The organism is Paenibacillus daejeonensis DSM 15491, from assembly GCF_000378385.1.
GTDB lineage: Bacteria > Bacillota > Bacilli > Paenibacillales > Paenibacillaceae > Paenibacillus_D > Paenibacillus_D daejeonensis.
Map to the genome: position 1 here is coordinate 43,257 of NZ_KB899664.1, position 18,508 is coordinate 61,764.

Consider the following 18,508-nt stretch of genomic DNA (forward strand, 5'->3'; position numbering starts at 1 on the left):
CCAACTTGGCTAAGCCGTTTAAATGATTGCTCCGATGTCATGCTGGCCGACGATAAGCTTCACCGGCTCGAGGTAAACCCGGGTGAGCGTTGGTTGGGCGACAAGATCGATTTCGATATCCGCGATTTTATAACGAGCGATTTTGCCTTCCCTTTTATCGTACACGACATTGAATTCCTTCAATCCTAGTTGTTGAATCAGAACGGAGGACCCGAGCGACAAGGCAGCCGTTTCGAACTCCCCATGCTCGAACAACACTTCCGAAAGAATCTCTTCGTCCATATCCACTATCGTGACCTGTTGGCAAAATTGGTATTTCATTCACAGACATCTCCTTTAGATGGTATTCATGCAGAATGAGAAGATTGGATGCCCCATACCGCTATTCTTACTTTATCGGATTTATTGGGCTGTCCGTGTAGCTACTAAACTCGCCCACCCTGATTTAGGCTGACTAGAGGGTCAAAAAGGCATGAGCCCGGTACCGTACCGGACTCATGCCTAACTTGCATGCTACCTATTCCTGTTTTCATAGCGCTCTTGTTCGCTTTATTCGCCTCTTGTACGAATTTCGGTGATGGTCTCCCTCAGCACATAACTAAAGGTCAGGGCTTCCGCACGCGTCAGCAGATCGTTCCCGGCATAGCCTGCAATCGAGTTGCCCGTTTTGCCCTTGGAATAACCCTGCTCCAGAAGATAAGCAATCGCCGCATCGCCTGAATAATCTTTTCCGGCTGCAGCGGCGATAATCTCGGCTACCCGTACGCGAGTGATAGCTGCGCTGCGCAATTTGTAATCCTCGGTGCCTTGGACAGGCGCTCGGCGCAGCGTGGCCAAGGCATAGAGCTCATCCGCCCAATGACCGTTGGGTGCCAGATTTTCCTCGGATAGCTCCATGCGTGGTCTGTAGAAGAAGGCAAGGAACTCCGCTTCACTAACGGTGCGATTCGGGCGGAAGGTGTTGTCCTCGTAGCCCCGTGCGAGGCCCTCAGCTACAGCCCATTTAATTGCTTCTGCCGCCCAGTGGCCAGCGATGTCGCGGAAGGCTGGGACTTCCGGTTGCGTGTTCTGCTCATTCCGCTGCTTTTCCTCCTCGGCCCGGCGCTCTTCTTCCTGTTGCTTCTGCTCATCCAATTCAAAGAACCGGATATCATACGCAATGGACGTATCTTGACCCTGGCGATCTTGAAGACCGGTAATCCGGATGCTGAACTCATCTCCGTGCTTGATGTTCAGCTGGGTGTGACCAAAGGTTAAAAAATCACTTCGATTTCCTGCGTTATACTCGCTGGATACATACATCAGTCCCGCACTCTGGTACTTGGCAGTGTCGTAAAACAGCCATTTGACTGCATTTCTTTTATCAATGACTTCAATACGCAGATGCTCTTGGTCAATAGGAGCGTACCTGGACGGATTCAAGTGGATAGAGAACATTTCAAATCTAGAAAGCAGTGTCGGGAAATTGCCTGGAGCTGGCCAAGCGACATAATCTCTGCCATCCGGCCACGGCGCATGCTGGGTGCTGTTCAGATGCATCAGCATATAATTATTCGTATATCCGAAGCCCACTTTCTCTAAGCCAAATTGCAGGATCGCTTTGCGGTGGCCTACATTGTAACGGTTCTGGCTACCCCAATCATCCATGAAGGAACGTACCGCATCGCTTGGGATGAGACCATAATGCAAATTTTCAAAGCCTCTGCCTTCTGAACGTAGCCAGCCTTCTGAGATTTTGAAGAATGAGTCATCCATGTCGGCCGGCTTGGCCGGCCAATGAGGATCTCGCGGGTTATAGGTCTGCTCGAGTACAACTGTTTTGTGCTGGGCAGATTCATTTAGTAGCGGATCCAGCTGCACGGTCTCGGACACCCCGCCAAGGTACCGTACAAATTTGGTCATGTTCAGGGCATCCGTTAACACCTGTTCCTGGAGCTTGCCGGCCCGATAAGGAGAGGAGGTCTGCGGCTCCTGTAAGAACATGCTCCCAGTATAAGTAGACACAGGTGCGTACTGCTTCCATTTGGCCCGGATTTCAGCGATGCCGGCATCGCCCACCTTCGCAGTCAACCGGGAGTCACCCGCTGTTAATTGCTCACGGCTATCACCAGGGGATTCCTGCACAAGCGTATGCGGCGCACGCACGCCCAAGTAATAGGAGATATTCTGATTGGTATTTACAAATACGCTCACCCGATCGGAAACCATCGGCGCCGTTGTGTACGTGAAGAAGCCGCGGGCATCTACTGTGACTTCCACGATGATTTGTTCAAACGGCAGCGACTCATGGCTGTCGAATTGCAGCTGAATTTTTCCATTAGCATGCGATTCAGCCGTTCCCTCAACGGATATGGTGTGGTTCGGGTGGAACACGGCAGTAAACCCATGGTTCTCCGCCTTATCCGAGATTGCAGCGGTTACCGTCGTTACGTAGAAAAGGGAACCAATGATGTACAATAAGACCGCTATCCCCATGGGATGCTTCCATGTCATCTTGTTGCTCATGGATGAGGTGACACTCCTTTTGCTTGAATTCGTTCGCTATGTATCCTACTTGTGGACTACGACAAACGAACCAAGTATAGCATGGTCACCTCTCCTTGTCGATGCACGTCACTGCGCTCAACAGCGAACGCCGTTTCGTCTTATTAACTCTAATGGATTAGTTTGTCTCAACGATTTCACTAATGGCAAGTTTTTATACTACCAAGGTAAGGCTCTGGGTTACGGCATTACAAGCTGCACGGTATCAATACTTCGACAGATTGAAAATTGGCCGGGCAATCTTGCGCATCCAGTACGCCATGACGGTCATGGGTGTCCATGAGCTGCGCTTGTTCTGGAGGTATTGATCACTAATAATATACGTCCGGGTGGAGGTAGGGCTCTTCAGGCCAAAGGCTTCCCAATCCGCCGGATCTGTAGAACCGCCTAGCTTGTTGAGCATGGCCTCTGATTCCTGCTGTATGGTATCCGGTATTTGCTCGTAGGCTTCGGTTATCTGTGCATGGAATTCATCAATCGGATTGCGGCTTGCCAGACTCTCCAAGTGGATGCCCTCGCGAAGGTAAGAGACATAGGCGAGATGGTCAGCCCAGCACGCATCGATATAAAACAGCCGGACCCGCTGCTCTGTAGGACTCATCGACTGCCTACCATGCAGAATGGCCAGCCGCTCGGCATAGAGGAGCCGTCTCTGATCCTCTACCATGTCCGAATAGCTATTGAGCTCCTTGCGGATTTCGAAGTTTTGAGTCATGGCCACGCGCTGGATATGCGAGATTTTATTCTGTAGTGCAGGGTCTTCCAATGCCTCCGCTTGCTTGAGACCACGCACCCACGTATCGATACCATATTGAACCGGCAGCTCGTCCTCCAGGCTGACAAAAAACACGGAAGCACCCGGATCACCCTGGCGGCCTGCGCGGCCGCGCAGCTGGTCATCGATCCGCACGCTTTCGTTCACATGGGTGCCAATGACATACAACCCACCGAGCTTGGCAACTGCTTCGGCTTGGGTAGGTTCCCCACCACCCAGCCGGATGTCGACGCCGCGTCCCGCCATATTCGTGGACACCGTCACGGCGCCGATTTCTCCCGCTCTGGCAATGATTCCAGCTTCTTCGGCATCGTTCTTGGCATTCAGCACATGGCAAGGGACATCGGCAGCGGCGAGTGCTTCTGCCAGCGTGTCCGACTCCTCAACGCTTGATGTACCAATGAGAATGGGACGTCCGGTCCTATGAATGGACGAGATTTCGTGTGCAAGCGCCTTAAGCTTGGCGGCTTTGTGGGTATAGATCCGGCGCGGATGATCGATTCGAATGTTGGGCCGGTTAGGTGGAATCTGCACGACCTCCAGCTCATACCCATCTGCGAATTCCAGGGCAGCGGCGTGTGCGGTAGCCGTCATGCCGCACATCCGCGGATACAAATCGATGAAGTGGTGCAGGGTGATGGTTCCGAGAATAGTGCCGCCCGTTTGTGACTGCAGCCCTTCTTTGGCCGCCAAGGCAGCCTGCAGCCGATCCGGCAGGTGCCTGTTCTCCGCTACGCGGCCCGTATATTCATCGATTAGCTCGATACGGTCATCCCGGACGATGTAATCCACGTCTTTTTTCAACAAGGCTTCCACATGCAGCGCGCAATTGAGGGCAGATAACAACGAACTATTATGCGTTTCGTACAGATTGCCGCATTCCAGCAGAGCTTCTACTGTGGCAGAGCCGGCTTCATTCAAGTACACGTTCCGCTTGGACTCGTCGAAGTCGTAATGCTCCAGAGGCTCTAGCTGGCGGGCAATCTCTGCTAGATTCAGGTCGCTGCTCCCGGATGTGCCCGACTCGCCGGCAATGACTAAGGGCACCCGCGCTTCGTCGAGCAGCAGGGAATCCGCCTCGTCAACGATGACATAGTGGAAGGGGCGATGCACGGTGTCCTCCACATCCAGGGCAATCGTGTCGCGCAGATAGTCGAACCCCGCCTCCTTGGCTGTCACATAGGTAATATCTGCGGCGTAAGCTTCCTGCTTCTCAGGCAAGGGCATGCCCGCTTGAACCGAGCTTGCGGTTAAGCCAAGGAAGCGATAGATCGGTCCCATCCACTCTGCGTCCCGGTGAGCCAAGTAATCGTTGAACGTCAGGACATGAACACCCTCGACGGTAAGCGCATTGAGATACGCAGGCATGACGGCCGACAGGGTTTTTCCTTCACCCGTATGCTGCTCGATTAGCTTCCCTTCGTGTAGCGCGATGGCCGCCATAATCTGGACCTCGTACGGCTGCAGTCCGAGTGTTCGCTTCGCGACTTCGCAGACTAGTGCATACGCATCAACGAGCAGCTCATCCAGCGACGTGCCTGACTTGGCTTCTTGTTGCAGCCTGCGGGACTCCGCTTGAAGCTGTCCATCGTCCCATGCGACATAACTCCGCGCCCGGATGAGCGCCGCTTGGGCTTGATAGGCTTGCAGCTGATTCTCGGTATCGCGATCCTTGAGCTTTTGCATCCATTTCACGGCTCGATTCATTGGCATGGTCCCCCCTCGGTAGAGTAAGCGGCTAGTGATTGGTTTGAATTGGTTGCTTTCGATTATATCATTTTTTCAAGTAGCGCACGTAAGCCTCGGCACTGCGATCGATCTGTTCATCGGTCATCTGAAAAGAAGCCCCGTACACCGCGAAGTGGGGAAGAGCGATGGCCCCGACATGTCGGAGACTGGCTTGAAAGGGAGCCGTGAGCTGATCGACCGTAAACGAGATGGGACCGTCCGCCCGGTAATGCTGCTCTTTGTCGCCAATGGACATGGCCAGCCCCATCGCTTTTCCCTTGAGCTTGTCGCCTCGTGATCCGTAGGCCCAGCCGTAGGTAAACACATCGTCGAACCATTTTTTCAGCAGGGGCGGGTAACTGTACCAGTAGAATGGAAATTGCAAAATGGTCCGGTCGTGCTCTTCCAGCAGTCGTTGTTCTCTCGGCACGTCAATCTGCCCGTCGGGATAGTCATGGTACAACTCATGAAGCGTGCATATACCAGGATGCTTGAGCAGCTCGGCCTTCCAGCGGCGGTTGACCCGGGATGTCTCCAAATGCGGATGTGCAAGGATAACCAGTGTGTTCATGTCTCCATAACCCCTTCCCTTTTCTTCTGCGTGTCGGAATAGGGTCATTATCATACAGAAAAGGTTTAATGAAAATACACACTTTGAAGTAAGGTGCTTACCTCAAAGTGCGTACTGGACGGTAACGAATCGATATGGCAAGATTGAGGTTTAAAGAAGATCTTCCAACCATGAGAAATGGGGGATGAACGGATATGAAACAGTATCACCTTGGTATTGAAGCGACGCTCGAAATTATTGGCGGTAAATGGAAAGCCTTGATCATCTGTCTACTGATGACCGGCCCCAAACGGACCAGCGAGCTGGAACGTGGGATCACTGGAATTACGCAAAAAGTCTTGATTCAACAGCTGCGGGAGCTGGAGCGGGACGGCCTCGTGCTACGCACGGTTTATGAGCAGATGCCGCCCAAGGTGGACTATCGCCTAACGGACTATGGCCTGACCGCCAACCGGATTGTAGATGTCATGTGTGCGTGGGGAACGGACAATATTAAGCGGAGACAATCACAAGGGGAGGATATTGTGCTGAGGGAAGAGGGAAGGGTGGAGTAGGGGAGGGCAGCTCCCAGCAGCGGGGGCCAGCGGGGCCAGCGGCATGACGGTGGTTGGACGACCACGTGCTATGGCTCGCAAATTCACCCATTGCCGGCCATCCAGTCCGTGCCTCAATTCCGTGTTGTTTTAATGGCTTCCAAATCCTCCCGGTTTCAACCTGCTGTAGGTTGGGTACTGGGAGTAGGCTGCCGAAAACACAACAGGGAGGTTTTCTGTTCATGGTAAAAAAGATGAAGCGGGCCGCGGTCGCGCTGGTGGCGATCACCGTATTTGGCAATGTGGCGTACGCAGGCCCCGCTCGGGCGACAAGTTCGAATGGCGACAATGGTGACATTGCCGTCGCTACCAAAACCGTGCGTAAGGAGGAACAAATGACAGACTCGCCAAGCAATTACCGCTATATGGATTTCGAGCAAATGGCGCGGCAATTCGATGAACTCGTATTTTCGTTTGCTGCTAATCCTGACTATGTGCCTGTCGACACGGACTCTTACCTGCCGATTGGGTACTGGGATGACAACAACGTCAATGGCTACGGCCGAACATTTGGTTTTCCCTCTTACATCGGCCAAATCAATGAGGCAGGAGAAGGAACGCTGGTGCCGGGGTCTCAGGAGGCGATCTCCACGATGGCACCGGTATTGTCCGGCATGCTTGTCGGCATCGATAAGACCCAGCAGCATGGCTACAATCTGGTGGAAATGATGAACGAATTTCACAATGTAGCCAACGGCGAGCATATGGTGCTCAACCATGTAGATACTTCGACTGGGCAATCGTTCTGGTATGAATTGTATCCTCAGCTGCTGTACATTCAGCTCTATGAGACAGCCAAGCGTCAATACGGGCAAGACATCGATTCCATGCGCGAGATTATTGTGGAAGGTGCAGACAGATGGTTGGAAGCGTTACCAAATTTTAAGGATAGCGATGGAAGATTGTCGTTTGACTTCACCTCCTACGATATGAAGCGAGGGGAGCCAGTTCGCAACGGGCGATGGACAGAACCGCCTGGTGGATCTCTTGCGTACATATTCTATTCCGCCTATGAGACGACGGGCGAACAGAAGTATTTGGATGCAATGGCGCTGGTCATGGATGAGCTGAATGATAGCGCTAACAATCCTTATTATGAGGTCACCCAGGATTACAGTGCGTTGATGGCCGCCATGATGAATTTTCGATTTGGTGAGCAGTATGATGTGGACAAAATGATCAATTGGATTTTCGATGCAGATAGTGATGTCCGGACCGGCTGGGGGGTCATGGCAGGCGAGTGGGGAGGCTATCAAGCCGACGGCTTGGTAGGTTCAGACCGCGACAGCGGCGGCTTCGGCTTCCTGATGAATACGTACCATCTCGGTGCGGTGTTGGCGCCGCTGGCCAAATATGATCCGCGCTACTCCGATGCCATCGGCAAATGGTATCTGAGCGCATCCAACAGCGTGAGGCTTATGTATCCGAACGAGCTGCCAGCGGCCAATCAGATTCATGGGGGCGCGTTCGAGCATGATCCGGAGGGTGTCCTCGGTTACGAAGGCGTCCGTCACACGGTCGACGGTCAAACGCCGTATGCCAGCGGTGATCCCGTACGTTATGGCTGGGGCCAGACCGACTACGGGATTTATGGTTCGGGGTTGGTCGGCGTGTTTGGAGCTGTTATCGAGCCTACGGAGGTTGAGCGGATTCTTCAGCTTGATTTGAATGCAACCGATTATTTCCGTGAGGAAGGGAGCTTCCCTCATTACTTGTACTACAATCCCTATCCGGAGGAGCGCAGCGTAGCGATTGAACTGGACGATTCGTCCCAGCTGTTCGATGCAGCAGCCAAGACAACCCTGGCCACGAATGTATCCGGCACGCACCACGTAACGATTCCGGCGATGTCCTCGCTGAATGTGATCGTCCTGCCGGCAGAGGCTGACATTCGCCATGAAGGCAACAGCTGGATGGTCGGGGCCCGGACGATTGCCAAGGATGCGATCGGTGTGAGTATACTATCTCCATCTCAGCAGCGTACGTATATCGAGTCGGATGAGGTCGAGCTGGAGCTGGCGCTCACGGGAAGCGAGAGTGCTCATATGACGGTGAGCGCGGACGGCAATGTGCTGTATGAAGGCGACTTCTCGCCTGCTTATACCCTGGATACGACAGAGCTTCCGAACGGGATCGTCAATATCGCGGTCACGGTGGAGTCGGAAGGATTGGTCGATAAGGCCAACCTGAAACTTGCCATCAGTAATCCTGATGTGGACAGTATCATCTACGAGGCAGCGGTTGAGGATCTATTGCTGTACGATCCGGTGGAGGTCATGCCAGCAGCCGTAACCGACAGCGGGGATGGGTATGCACGCATTACCGAGGATAATGAGGATGGCGATTGGGGGGCTGTGCAGACCGAAACCATCGAGGTGGATTTTGGCCGTCGTCCTTATCTGGAGATTGAGACCGTTGATCCGGATCCCTACTACACCATTCAGCTCAAGTTTGAAGACGAGGAATGGGGCAACTATGTGTTGTCGAACGGCATGGAGGATGGCAAACGACTGATTGATCTCCGCAGCGCGTTAGCCACGTATGGTGATCAGACCCAGCGAACGGGCCCGGTTCCACTCCGCGTCTATTTGATGGCGAACGGCAAGGAGGGTGCCTCCTTTGGCATAAAGTCTCTGCGACTGTTCTATAATGACCCGTCGGCAGCTGCGGACAGTGTCGCCTTCGAAGCCGAAGACATCGCGGATTTTGTGCCGGGCGAAGCGCCTGCAACCTCGGAATTAATCGGCAAAAAAGCGATTATCGAGAACAGAACGGACAACGAGGGCTATGGCGGAGTCCTGTCCGAAGTATTTACGCTCGACTGGTCACGAAATCCGGTACTCCACATCGACATCGCAGAGGTTGGGGAGGCCAACACCTATACACTTAAGCTTCTATACGGTGATGCCTCTTACTATGTGTATGCGAACCGTACGGAAACCGGCTTGCAGACCATTAATCTGGCCGAGGGCCTCGAGCAGCATCATAGCGAGTCGCTGTCTGGCTCCGGAGAAGCGCAGCTGGAGCTGTGGGCGACCGATGCGAAAGGCGCCTACTTCATTGTTGAGTCGTTTGAAATCGTCTATGAAGACGAAGGGACGGCTTACGCCGCGGATCAGGCCACGATTGAAACGTTCGAGTCCTCCTCATCGCCGGGAAGAATCGGGTATGTGCATGCGGTGGCGCGCGTGACGGAGGATCACCCTGACGCAGACTACGGTGCCGTCCGTTCGGCTCCGTTCCTGCTGGATTTGGACCAACCGCTCGAGCTGGAGATGGATATCGCAGCGGTGACTGCGGCCTGGTCGCTGCAGTTGAAGTTTGAAGGTGACGAGCAGCCTATGGATGTGGTAGTGGATGCTACGGAGGCAGGCATCGTCAAGCTGGACGTGGCTTCCGCGCTGCGAGACCTTAACCCGGCATTTGACAAAAGCGGGACCCAGCGCGTGATGTTGTACGTCATGGCGCAGGGCGCCGAGGGTGCTTCTGTGGATGTACGGAGCATCCGTCTCCGGCATGTGGAGCCAGCGGGCTACGGGCTGGAGCTGGATAAGCGATTAGTTGAGCTGACGACCGGCGAGTCCGTGCAAGTCACTGCACAGCTGAGCGGGGGAGAAGCCGGCATGACTTGGAGCTCCTCCGACGAAGGTGTTGTGCGGGTTGACGGCAACGGTCTCGTTACTACTGTTGGCGTGGGTACCGCGCTCATCGTAGCGGAGCGGGACGATCGGCCTGGATTAGGAGCAACGCTGACGTTGGCTGTCCGTCCGAAGCGAGCAGAAGCCGTAACTGTAGCTACGCCAGCGGATCAGCCGGTTGGCGGCAAGGTGACGCTGCAGCCTGCTGTAGCGCCAGCGGATGCGCTCAACCACAAGTGGATTTTCCGAACCTCGAACCCGTCTATTGCTGAGGTTACTTCGAGCGGGACCGTCAGTATAGTGGCTGCTGGCACCGCACAGATCAGAATTGCCACGGAAGACGGTTATGCCCGTAACGAGATCACGGTTAGAGGGTACCTGCCGCAAGGAGGCGGGGGTACCGGTGGTGGCGGTCAGGTTGGCGTGATCCCGCCGGATGACGAGGACGTAGAGGATACGCCAAATGCCGGGGAGTGGCAGGAGGGTGTGTATGTGCTGCAGCTTCGTCCGGAAGAGGTCATCCGGGCAGCGGAAGCTGCGGCTGAGCAAGGCGGTGCGGCTCGAATCGAGTTGGCTGTGAGCGAAGAGGAATGGCAGACGGCGAAGGGCTTCACGGTTGAGATTCCGTGTGAGATATGGAGCGACAGTGTGTGGAGTAACGGGAAGGTTGCTCACCTGCTACTGACTAGTCCTCTGGGAGAAATTCGCTTACGTGTTGATGAGGTCCGCAAGCTATATGGTGAGACAGAAGGACCATTGGCGCTGACATTGCGGATGGTGTCCACGCAAGAGCTGTCCGAACGTGTGGCGCAAGCTGCCAATGGGCGCACCGTTTATTCCTTTGCAGCAACGGTGGATGGAAGAGAGGGCATGGAGCATGTGAAGGGTCCTCGCCTTGCCCTTGTCACGTTGCCCGGCGAGAGCGGAGAATCGGTGGTGAAGGAGCTGTCGGCTGCGGGTGAAGAACGGGCCATTCCGTGGTCCGGACGCACGGGAGCAGGCGTAAGTTTTGTTGCTGGAGAATCGGTCTATGTGGTTCTGGATCAGGCCGTGAATCCCTTTGTCGATCTGGGCTCGCATTGGGCCACGGAAAGCGCGGTTTTGGCTGCGGCAAGAGGCATGATGCAAGGGACGGGCGAAGGGCGCTTCGCACCGGGGCTTGGGATGAGCCGGGCCATGGTCGTGCAAATGTTGGCTAATTTGGAGCGTGTAGCTGATCATTCATTAGGCGAGGCGCTGTTTATGGATGTCCGAGAGGGTGCCTGGTACACTTCGGCGATCTCGTGGGCTGTTGAAGCGGAGATTGTTCAAGGCGTGGGTAACGGGAAGTTCGAGCCCAACCGGATGGTCACTCGTGAGGAGATGGCAGTGATCCTGATGCGTTACGCGCAATATACGGGTTTGCCGCTTCCAAATGCGGTGAACGATGTTGAATTGAGCTTCGCCGATAGCGCAGCTATCCAATCTTGGGCGGTAGATGCCGTGCGGTCGCTACATGCTGCAGGGATCATCCGAGGCATGGCAGACCATACATTCGCGCCTGGCGAAGGGCTGCTGAGAGGGCAGGCCGCGACGCTGATGGACGAATGGATCTCCTATTCGCTCCGCGTGTGGGATACCGAAACTGCAAACTGACAACTAACTGCATGCAAGCCCCTGCTTCGAACACTGTTCGAGGACAGGGGCTTTGCGGGTTAGCGAGTTCTGCTGGAGTCGATCATGTGTAATAAGGGTGCAAGTGTACCAGTAGCCTGCCCACTAACCTACGCACTGACCAACGGCACTGAGCCCCCCACCAACCTTTGCACCAACCCACGCGCCGACCTGGGCACCAACCTACACACTGACCTATGCACCAACCTACGCACCAACCTAAGGATAATAATGTAAATATTGTTGGTGGTAATTGTACATTTACACATAGCAAGCCAGCAGACCATGAATGTAGCTAAAATAGTGGTATTATTGCACTTACTATTCCAGTTGCAAAGCCTAGTTGCAAAGCCTTAAGGCTGCAAAGGAGTTGGATTAGCGTGAAATGCAGTTGCCAGCCCAGATAAACGTCCGTTACAAGGCAACGGCTGAGGTGGCCTTAGCCACTCTGAGGCTTAACCCGGCCTGAGCAAAAGTTAGTCGGAGCTGGCTCTGACTTGAGCCAAGCTGTAAAGTAGCGATGCAAGCCCTCGGCAGACATGCACAGGTATCGGCAACTTATTTTTTTCTTCAATGAACCTTTACATAGAGCTGGGCGTACTATTAACGTCAATCCGGATGGAATCATAGCTTGGAGGCCTCTCGTATGGATGAGCTTAGCTTGATCACCAAGGCAAAGAAGGGGGATCAACGCGCGCTGGCAATGCTACTGCAGAAGCATTATGCCTTTGTCAAAAACTACTTGTTGAAATTAACCTTGTCGCCTTCCCTAGCTGAGGATTTGACCCAGGAAACGATCCTGCGTTGTATCCGCAAGCTGCATCTGTACCAGGACAAGTCCAAGTTCTCGTCTTGGATGATTACGATTGCCGGGCGGCTGTACATTGATCATACGCGCAAGCAGAAGCGGGAAAAGCGCTGGCTGGAGGGAGAGCAAGCGAGGAGACAGATTCGCTTCCAGGCCGAACGCTCTGGCCACAGCTGGCCGGAATTGCTGGAGGCGCTGGGGAGTCTGAGTCCCGACATGCGAATGGCTGTGGTCATGAAGCATTACTATGGCTATACCATTGAAGAGATTGCCGAAATCGTGGGAGTGCCGGAAGGTACGGTCAAATCCCGCATTCATCATGCCGTACGGCGGTTAAGAGAGGAGTTGACGCTGGATGAAGAAATCTGACGATAGAGGGAGCCGGACTTCCCGGAGTGACGAGCTCGGAGCAAGGTTTCGTGAGGGTCTGGATGGGCTGGACAGTTGGACCGATCAGGAGGCGCCGGACCTCCCTTGGCTGGAGGATCTCATCCGGCATGAACAGGATCAGCTTCAGCGCAGGTGGAGGTGGGAGCTGGCCGTGTTCTTGATCATTGCGTTGCTGCTTGTCAGTACGGTGATGACGGTCTTGTTCCGCAGTCCGACACTGTTTGTCATATCCCAAGGTGCATTTCTGATCATTCCTTTGTTGATTCTACTCTGGCGGTACCGCCGCAGAAGAAAGCAGGTGAATCATGAAGAACCCCTCGCTTGAGGAATTGCAGGCGGTACCCTGGTACATGTGGGGAATTCTTGGTGTGGCACTGCTGACGCAAGGGATAAGCCTGTTCATTGATGCTCGAAAACGCGGAAGCTACCCTTGGTTCTGGGGAATTTGGGGGTTGATACAATTTCCGACGCCGACTGTGATTTATCTGCTTGCAGTGCGCAAGGTGCTGCACCCGTTCGTTCGGCAGTGGATACAAAAAAGGAGGGCGAAGAAGTGAAGGAGGCTTTAGAATCGATTCCAATCGGGGCCATTGTGCCTTTTATCGTCTTAAATGTGATTCTAATCGTCGTTGCGCTGATCGATCTGTTCCGAAGTGAACAGACAAGGGGACCACGATGGATGTGGATTCTGATTATTGTGTTTCTTCAGTTGGTGGGTCCGGTTTCCTATTTCATTGTGGGAAGGAGAAGAGAGGCATGAGTCTGGTGGAAATTAAAGATCTCAATAAAACCTATGGCTCCAAACAGGCGGTGCATCGCCTGTCCTTCGGCATACGCGAGGGCAGCTGTGTGGCGCTTCTCGGACCAAACGGGGCTGGCAAAACGACGACGCTGCAGATGCTGGCCGGACTGCTTGCTCCAACAAGCGGAAGCATTCGCTTCAACGGCTTGCCAGCACAGGCCGATCTTCGTCGCTACATTGGTTATCTCCCGCAGCAGGGAGCGTATTACAACTGGATGAGCGGCAGCGAATTTATGCACTATTCCGGACAGCTTGCAGGGTTGAGCAAGAAGGAGGCTGTACAGCGGACCAACGATTTGCTGGATCGGGTCGGTTTGCAGGAGGCTCGTAAGCGAAAAATCGGCGGGTATTCTGGCGGGATGAAACAGCGGCTTGGGTTGGCGCAGGCCCTGATTCATCAGCCCAAGCTGGTCATCCTCGATGAACCGGTATCCGCTCTCGATCCGGTCGGACGCCGTGAGGTGCTCGAATTGCTCAAGGAGATTCGGAAGGAAGCGACCATTTTATTTTCCACGCATGTGCTGCATGATGCCGAGGCGGTCAGCGATGACGTGCTCATGATTCGGGATGGAGAGCTCGTCCTCTCCGGCACGCTGCGCGACATTCGCAACGCGCACAGGCAGCCTGTCATCTACATTGAAGAGGACGTGCCGCAGGCGCTGCAGACATGGGCCATAGAGTGGGAACGTCTTGCGCATGTGACGGAGTTGAGCTATCAGGATGGCATTGTGAAGCTGGTGGTCGAACAGCCCGATGAGGTCAAGCAGCAGCTATTGCAGCAGATTGCCCAGCATCGAATCCCGATTCGCAGATTCGAGCTGGCGCAGACGACGCTGGAGGATCTCTTCCTGAAGGTGGTGTCGTCATGAGAACATGGATGCTGATGTACCGCAAGGAACTGCTGGAGATGGCGCGCAATTACAAGTGGATCTGGATTCCCTGCGTCTTTGTATTGCTCGGGGTGATGCAGCCGCTGACCAGTCATCTGATGCCACAGATTATAGATGCAGCGGGCGGACTGCCGGAAGGAGCGGTCATCGAGATTCCGCCGCCGGTACCGTCTGTGGTCCTACTGGAAACCTTGAACAACTTTGGACTGATCGGGGTACTCGTGATCGTCCTATCCTCGATGTCGATTGTGTCCGGGGAACGGAACAGCGGCGTGGCGGGGATGGTGCTGGTGAGGCCGGTCCGCTTCCTGTCCTATATTACTGCCAAGTGGGCTGGTGCCATGACCTTGGTAACCTGTTCATTGCTGCTAGGCAGTTTGAGTGCCTGGTATTATACCGAACTGCTTATTGGAGACCTGTCGCTGCTGGATACGTTGTATGGCAGTCTTCTCTACCTGCTTTGGTTTGCGGTCATTTTGGCGCTGGTCGTCTTTTTCAGTGCAACGCTGAAGGGTGCCGGCCCCGCGGCCTTTTTGAGCCTGGCGCTTGTTCTTGCCTTGTCGCTGCTGACAGGCATGCTGCCGGCATGGATGACGTGGAGCCCCGCGCGACTGACCGCGCATGCAGCATCACTTCTGACCGAAGGACAGCTGCTTGACCTGTTCTGGCTGAACATTTTAGTGGGCGTGACGATGATAGTCGTCCTGCTAGTCTCCGCTGCAGCCCTGTTTCGAAACCGGCCATTGGTGGATTAGGCGAGGGGGCCGCAAGGGTAGACACAAGAAAATCTTGTCATGGCTCCAGAACCATGCTATATTTAATGAACGATGTTCATTAAAAGGAGGCGCTATGACACAACCGACCAATGGAGACGACAAAACCGGACGGAAATTCGGCCGTCGGCGCAAGGGTGAGGAGAAGGAGCAGCTCAAGGAACTCATTCTGAAGACGGCGAGTGAGCTGTTTATTGAGCAGGGGTACAGCGCCTTCTCCATGCGCAAGCTGGCGGCGATGCTCGGCTATTCTCCAGCAACGCTATATCTGTATTATAAAGACAAAGATCATCTGCTGTTCAGTGTCGTCGATGATGGGTTTACCCGATTCCGGCAGGAACTGGCGCAAGCGTCCAGCAGCACCTCCGACCCGTGGGAGCGTCTGGATCGAATCGGTGAGGCTTACGTGCAATTCGGGCTCACGTATTCGACGTATTACCAGCTAATGTTCATGTGGAGGGTTGACTACTTGTTCGAGGCCAAGCAAGGGGAAGAGGTACCGCGTCTGGCCGCCTTTCAAGTGTTGTTCGATTCGGTGAAGTACGCGCAAGACCATCAAGCCGTCAAGCCGGGAGATCCTTATGTCTATAGCGATATGCTGTGGGCGTCCTTGCATGGCGTCGTTGCGCTGGCGATTCAGATTCCGATGTTTACCCCCGAGCGGACAGCCAAGCTTGTGAACCACACCAAAGACATGCTCTATATGGCCTTACGGTCATAATTTTTTTAGCCATTTTAATGAACGGTGTTAATTAAAAAGAGGAGGTAAGTTGCGATGAGTTTATGGTTATTCATTCATGTGCTGGGTGTTGTGTTCTTGTTGGGAAATGCGTTTACGGTGACCTTTTGGAAGGTGCGGTCGGATTACAGTGAGGATCTGTCCTTGAAGCTGCAGACAGCCAAGAACATTATGGTGCTGGATTACATTTTCACCCTTCCCTCAATCGTCATGATTCTAGCGTCAGGTCATGTACTTGCCCATAACGCGGGCTACTCCGTATTCTCGTGGAGCTGGCTGGGGATTTCGTACGGATTGTTCATCCTGTCGGGGGTCATCTGGATCGTGGCGCTGCTGCCGCTGCAGATGGCTATGATCAAGCACGGCAAGCAGTCCTGTGAGCAACAGACGCTGACACCGGAATTCGAGCGCGTCTCCCACCGCTGGAATATCTATGGCGTGCTGGCAACCGTAACCCCAATCGCGGCGATGATCCTGATGGTGTGGAAGCCGGAGCTATAGGCGTAGTAGAAACAACTCCATTCAAAAAATTCAATAATTTGGAACTCTCCCTAGTTCCTCTACGTTATTTTAAGTAGGCTTTGAAAAGGTGCCGGAGAGGCACGGAATCGAATCTGGTCAACGCTTTCTGAAAGAAAGCGACTTCGGGAGCATATGCTGCGAAGCGTTCGCCTAAAAGCTTTTCGCAGAAAAGCTAACTCCGGAAGCATACGCTGTCCCCGGATTTCAACCGCTAAAGCGGTTAAAAAATCAAGAAATCTGGGGACAACAGCGATTGGAAGATCGATCCGTGACCATAGGTCCTTTTATTAAAGCCTAAAGAGGCTGATGGGGGCGAGCAGGATTAGGCGTACCCAACGGATAGGGGGATCGAATGAAAACGAACAGATTCACGTTGATTATTCTATGTGTCATATTCGGAGTCTTGCTGCAAGCGTGCACCACAGAAGAGCCCCTTCCAGTAGAAGACGATGCCATAGAGATGCCGACCGCTGAAGACATCCAGTCGATCGCGGTCTTTGACCGTGACCATACACTCGTCATCGAGCATCAGGAGCCGGAGGTGATTCGTTCCCTGCTTCAGGGCATGCAGGAGGCACAGCCGGCAGTAATTGATGACCCGGAACCATCTGGAGAACTGTATGAGCTTGTTTTGTCGGGTGAGGGTATTTCCTTTACACTCACCCTAAATGACTTTAGTCATACTAATGCCCCAGATGTGACAGCCAAGGTGTATGGCACACTGCCCGGAGAAGATCAGCCATGGGTAGGGTCTCTACCCTCAGCCTGGGTGCAATTCCTGCTGTATCCATCTATCGCGGATGATGAACCGGTGCTTCGGGTTACGGTTGATGAGGACAGTGACAATGTTATCCTGACCGCGAATCGAGATATGGACCGGGACATTGTGGCGGATGTCTTTGTCACTGCGCTACGTGCCGGAACAGAGGCAGGGGAGACGCCACCTGCAGTGATGACATGGACGGATGATCGGCGGGCTGTCGTTTCATTTCCTGAACTCACGGAAGGCCAGACGATTCGATTCATGATGGACAATGTCACCGCAGCAGAGGGTGAGACCCTGCGGGTCATTGCAAAACCAGATGGTTACATCACCATCCATGGAGGACGGGCATGGAGCGGGCTCCAGCTCGTGGACGGGACAAACGGCAATGTAATACAGGAGCACGGATTCGATGCAGCTGCAGTGATTCAGCCCGCCGGGTCCCGGGGCACGGAGCCGCAGTACCTGATCTACAATGCCGATAATACGACGTATTTGTATACGCCCGGCACAGGTCAGGTAGTAGATATCACTGTCCAGGAATGGCTGGCGGACGAGGTCGGATACAGCACGGATGACGGCGTACGTGTGCAGTTTGCCCACACAGCAGATGAGAAGGTACTGTACGCAGCACGGGGCCTGGAAACCGTGTATAGCCTTAGTGAGACAGGGAAAGAACACCAGCAACTCTACCATTCGGATCGCGCCATATATGGGATGGCTGCTTCCCCGGATGGCAAGCATGTAGCACTGCTTGTAGATGCGGAGGGGAATTTGGGTCCGTCTGCCGACCTCATTATTCTCAATGCCGAGGGGCAGGTCGTATCGACCTTTGCTAACGCAGCCTACATGAATCATAGTGAAGGCTGGCACTGGATTTATCCAGTGAAGTGGCAAGATGACGAGACGATAATCGTTCCACTCATGGATAGCTCGCAGGAGGACTTCAGAGAGGGAAGGGCCTTCTATCACCTTAAGGACGGACGTCAGTCGGCTGAGCCGAGCTATACTTCCTTGCCAGAAGATGCTGTGACCCTGCTGGCCAATCAGCTTGGGGGCTGGAGTGATTTGTCCTATTCTCGCTCGATTCCCAAGCCGGGGGAGGAAGACCGCTATTATGCCGTCGACGCTTGGGAGTTCGGAACCTATCTGGTAGATCGGGTAGAGGGGACGGCGAATCGGATCGGCTCTGGTCCGTTGATCGGATGGACGCCGCAAGGCGATATTCTGGTATGGCATTCGACGGAGGGCAAGCGAGTTTCCTACCTTAGTGTAAACTAGGAGAATACGGATGGCTTAAACCAACAGCAGAGGAGAAT

The 18,508-nt window shown here is 54.0% G+C and carries 15 protein-coding genes; 11 read left to right on the forward strand and 4 right to left on the reverse strand.

Annotated features, from left to right (window positions below; translation table 11 throughout):
• Positions 1 to 18: 18 nt before the first annotated feature.
• The 4 genes from F556_RS0117215 to F556_RS0117230 all read right to left on the reverse strand — a co-directional run bounded on the left by F556_RS0117215 (position 19) and on the right by F556_RS0117230 (position 5,618).
• Positions 19 to 321, reverse strand: a complete 303-nt coding sequence (locus tag F556_RS0117215) for a hypothetical protein (protein ID WP_020618224.1) — start codon at positions 319 to 321, stop codon at positions 19 to 21.
• A gap of 228 nt (positions 322 to 549) precedes the next feature.
• A complete protein-coding gene (locus F556_RS36375) occupies positions 550 to 2,505 on the reverse strand; it encodes an S-layer homology domain-containing protein (RefSeq protein ID WP_020618225.1) in 1,956 nt (651 codons plus the stop codon).
• A gap of 244 nt (positions 2,506 to 2,749) precedes the next feature.
• Positions 2,750 to 5,026, reverse strand: coding sequence for a preprotein translocase subunit SecA (locus tag F556_RS0117225; protein WP_020618226.1), 2,277 nt, complete (start codon positions 5,024 to 5,026; stop codon positions 2,750 to 2,752).
• Positions 5,027 to 5,093: 67 nt separating this feature from the next.
• Positions 5,094 to 5,618 carry an NAD(P)H-dependent oxidoreductase gene (locus tag F556_RS0117230; protein WP_020618227.1) on the reverse strand — a complete coding sequence of 175 codons (525 nt, stop codon included), beginning with the start codon at positions 5,616 to 5,618 and terminating at the stop codon, positions 5,094 to 5,096.
• Between the two features lie 194 nt (positions 5,619 to 5,812).
• Here F556_RS0117230 and F556_RS0117235 point away from each other — a divergent pair, with 194 nt between their 5' ends.
• The 11 genes from F556_RS0117235 (at position 5,813) to F556_RS0117285 (ending at position 18,470) form a co-directional block, all read left to right on the forward strand.
• A complete protein-coding gene (locus F556_RS0117235) occupies positions 5,813 to 6,172 on the forward strand; it encodes a winged helix-turn-helix transcriptional regulator (protein ID WP_020618228.1) in 360 nt (119 codons plus the stop codon).
• A gap of 221 nt (positions 6,173 to 6,393) precedes the next feature.
• Positions 6,394 to 11,484, forward strand: coding sequence for an S-layer homology domain-containing protein (locus F556_RS0117240; protein WP_020618229.1), 5,091 nt, complete (start codon positions 6,394 to 6,396; stop codon positions 11,482 to 11,484).
• A 664-nt stretch (positions 11,485 to 12,148) separates the two neighbouring features.
• Positions 12,149 to 12,679, forward strand: a complete 531-nt coding sequence (gene sigY / locus F556_RS0117245) for an RNA polymerase sigma factor SigY (protein ID WP_020618230.1) — start codon at positions 12,149 to 12,151, stop codon at positions 12,677 to 12,679.
• Entirely contained in the window at positions 12,666 to 13,025 is a 360-nt protein-coding gene (locus tag F556_RS0117250; RefSeq protein ID WP_020618231.1) for a YxlC family protein, read from the forward strand. Before sigY ends, F556_RS0117250 begins: the two co-directional genes overlap by 14 nt.
• Positions 13,006 to 13,257 (forward strand): hypothetical protein, encoded by a 252-nt coding sequence (locus F556_RS34360; protein ID WP_020618232.1) that lies wholly within the window; start codon positions 13,006 to 13,008, stop codon positions 13,255 to 13,257. The genes F556_RS0117250 and F556_RS34360 overlap by 20 nt, the downstream gene beginning before the upstream one ends.
• Positions 13,254 to 13,460 carry a PLD nuclease N-terminal domain-containing protein gene (locus F556_RS0117260; protein ID WP_020618233.1) on the forward strand — a complete coding sequence of 69 codons (207 nt, stop codon included), beginning with the start codon at positions 13,254 to 13,256 and terminating at the stop codon, positions 13,458 to 13,460. Before F556_RS34360 ends, F556_RS0117260 begins: the two co-directional genes overlap by 4 nt.
• Positions 13,457 to 14,371, forward strand: a complete 915-nt coding sequence (locus F556_RS0117265; RefSeq protein WP_020618234.1) for an ABC transporter ATP-binding protein — start codon at positions 13,457 to 13,459, stop codon at positions 14,369 to 14,371. Before F556_RS0117260 ends, F556_RS0117265 begins: the two co-directional genes overlap by 4 nt.
• Positions 14,368 to 15,147: an ABC transporter permease gene (locus F556_RS0117270; protein WP_020618235.1), complete on the forward strand. Its 780-nt coding sequence runs from the start codon at positions 14,368 to 14,370 to the stop codon at positions 15,145 to 15,147. Before F556_RS0117265 ends, F556_RS0117270 begins: the two co-directional genes overlap by 4 nt.
• Positions 15,148 to 15,241: 94 nt before the next feature.
• The gene (locus F556_RS34365) at positions 15,242 to 15,886 is read left to right on the forward strand and encodes a TetR/AcrR family transcriptional regulator (RefSeq protein WP_020618236.1); all 645 of its coding nucleotides are present in this window, start codon (positions 15,242 to 15,244) and stop codon (positions 15,884 to 15,886) included.
• A gap of 54 nt (positions 15,887 to 15,940) precedes the next feature.
• Positions 15,941 to 16,405, forward strand: coding sequence for a DUF2269 family protein (locus tag F556_RS0117280; protein ID WP_020618237.1), 465 nt, complete (start codon positions 15,941 to 15,943; stop codon positions 16,403 to 16,405).
• Positions 16,406 to 16,778: 373 nt separating this feature from the next.
• Entirely contained in the window at positions 16,779 to 18,470 is a 1,692-nt protein-coding gene (locus tag F556_RS0117285) for a hypothetical protein (protein ID WP_020618238.1), read from the forward strand.
• Positions 18,471 to 18,508: the final 38 nt, after the last annotated feature.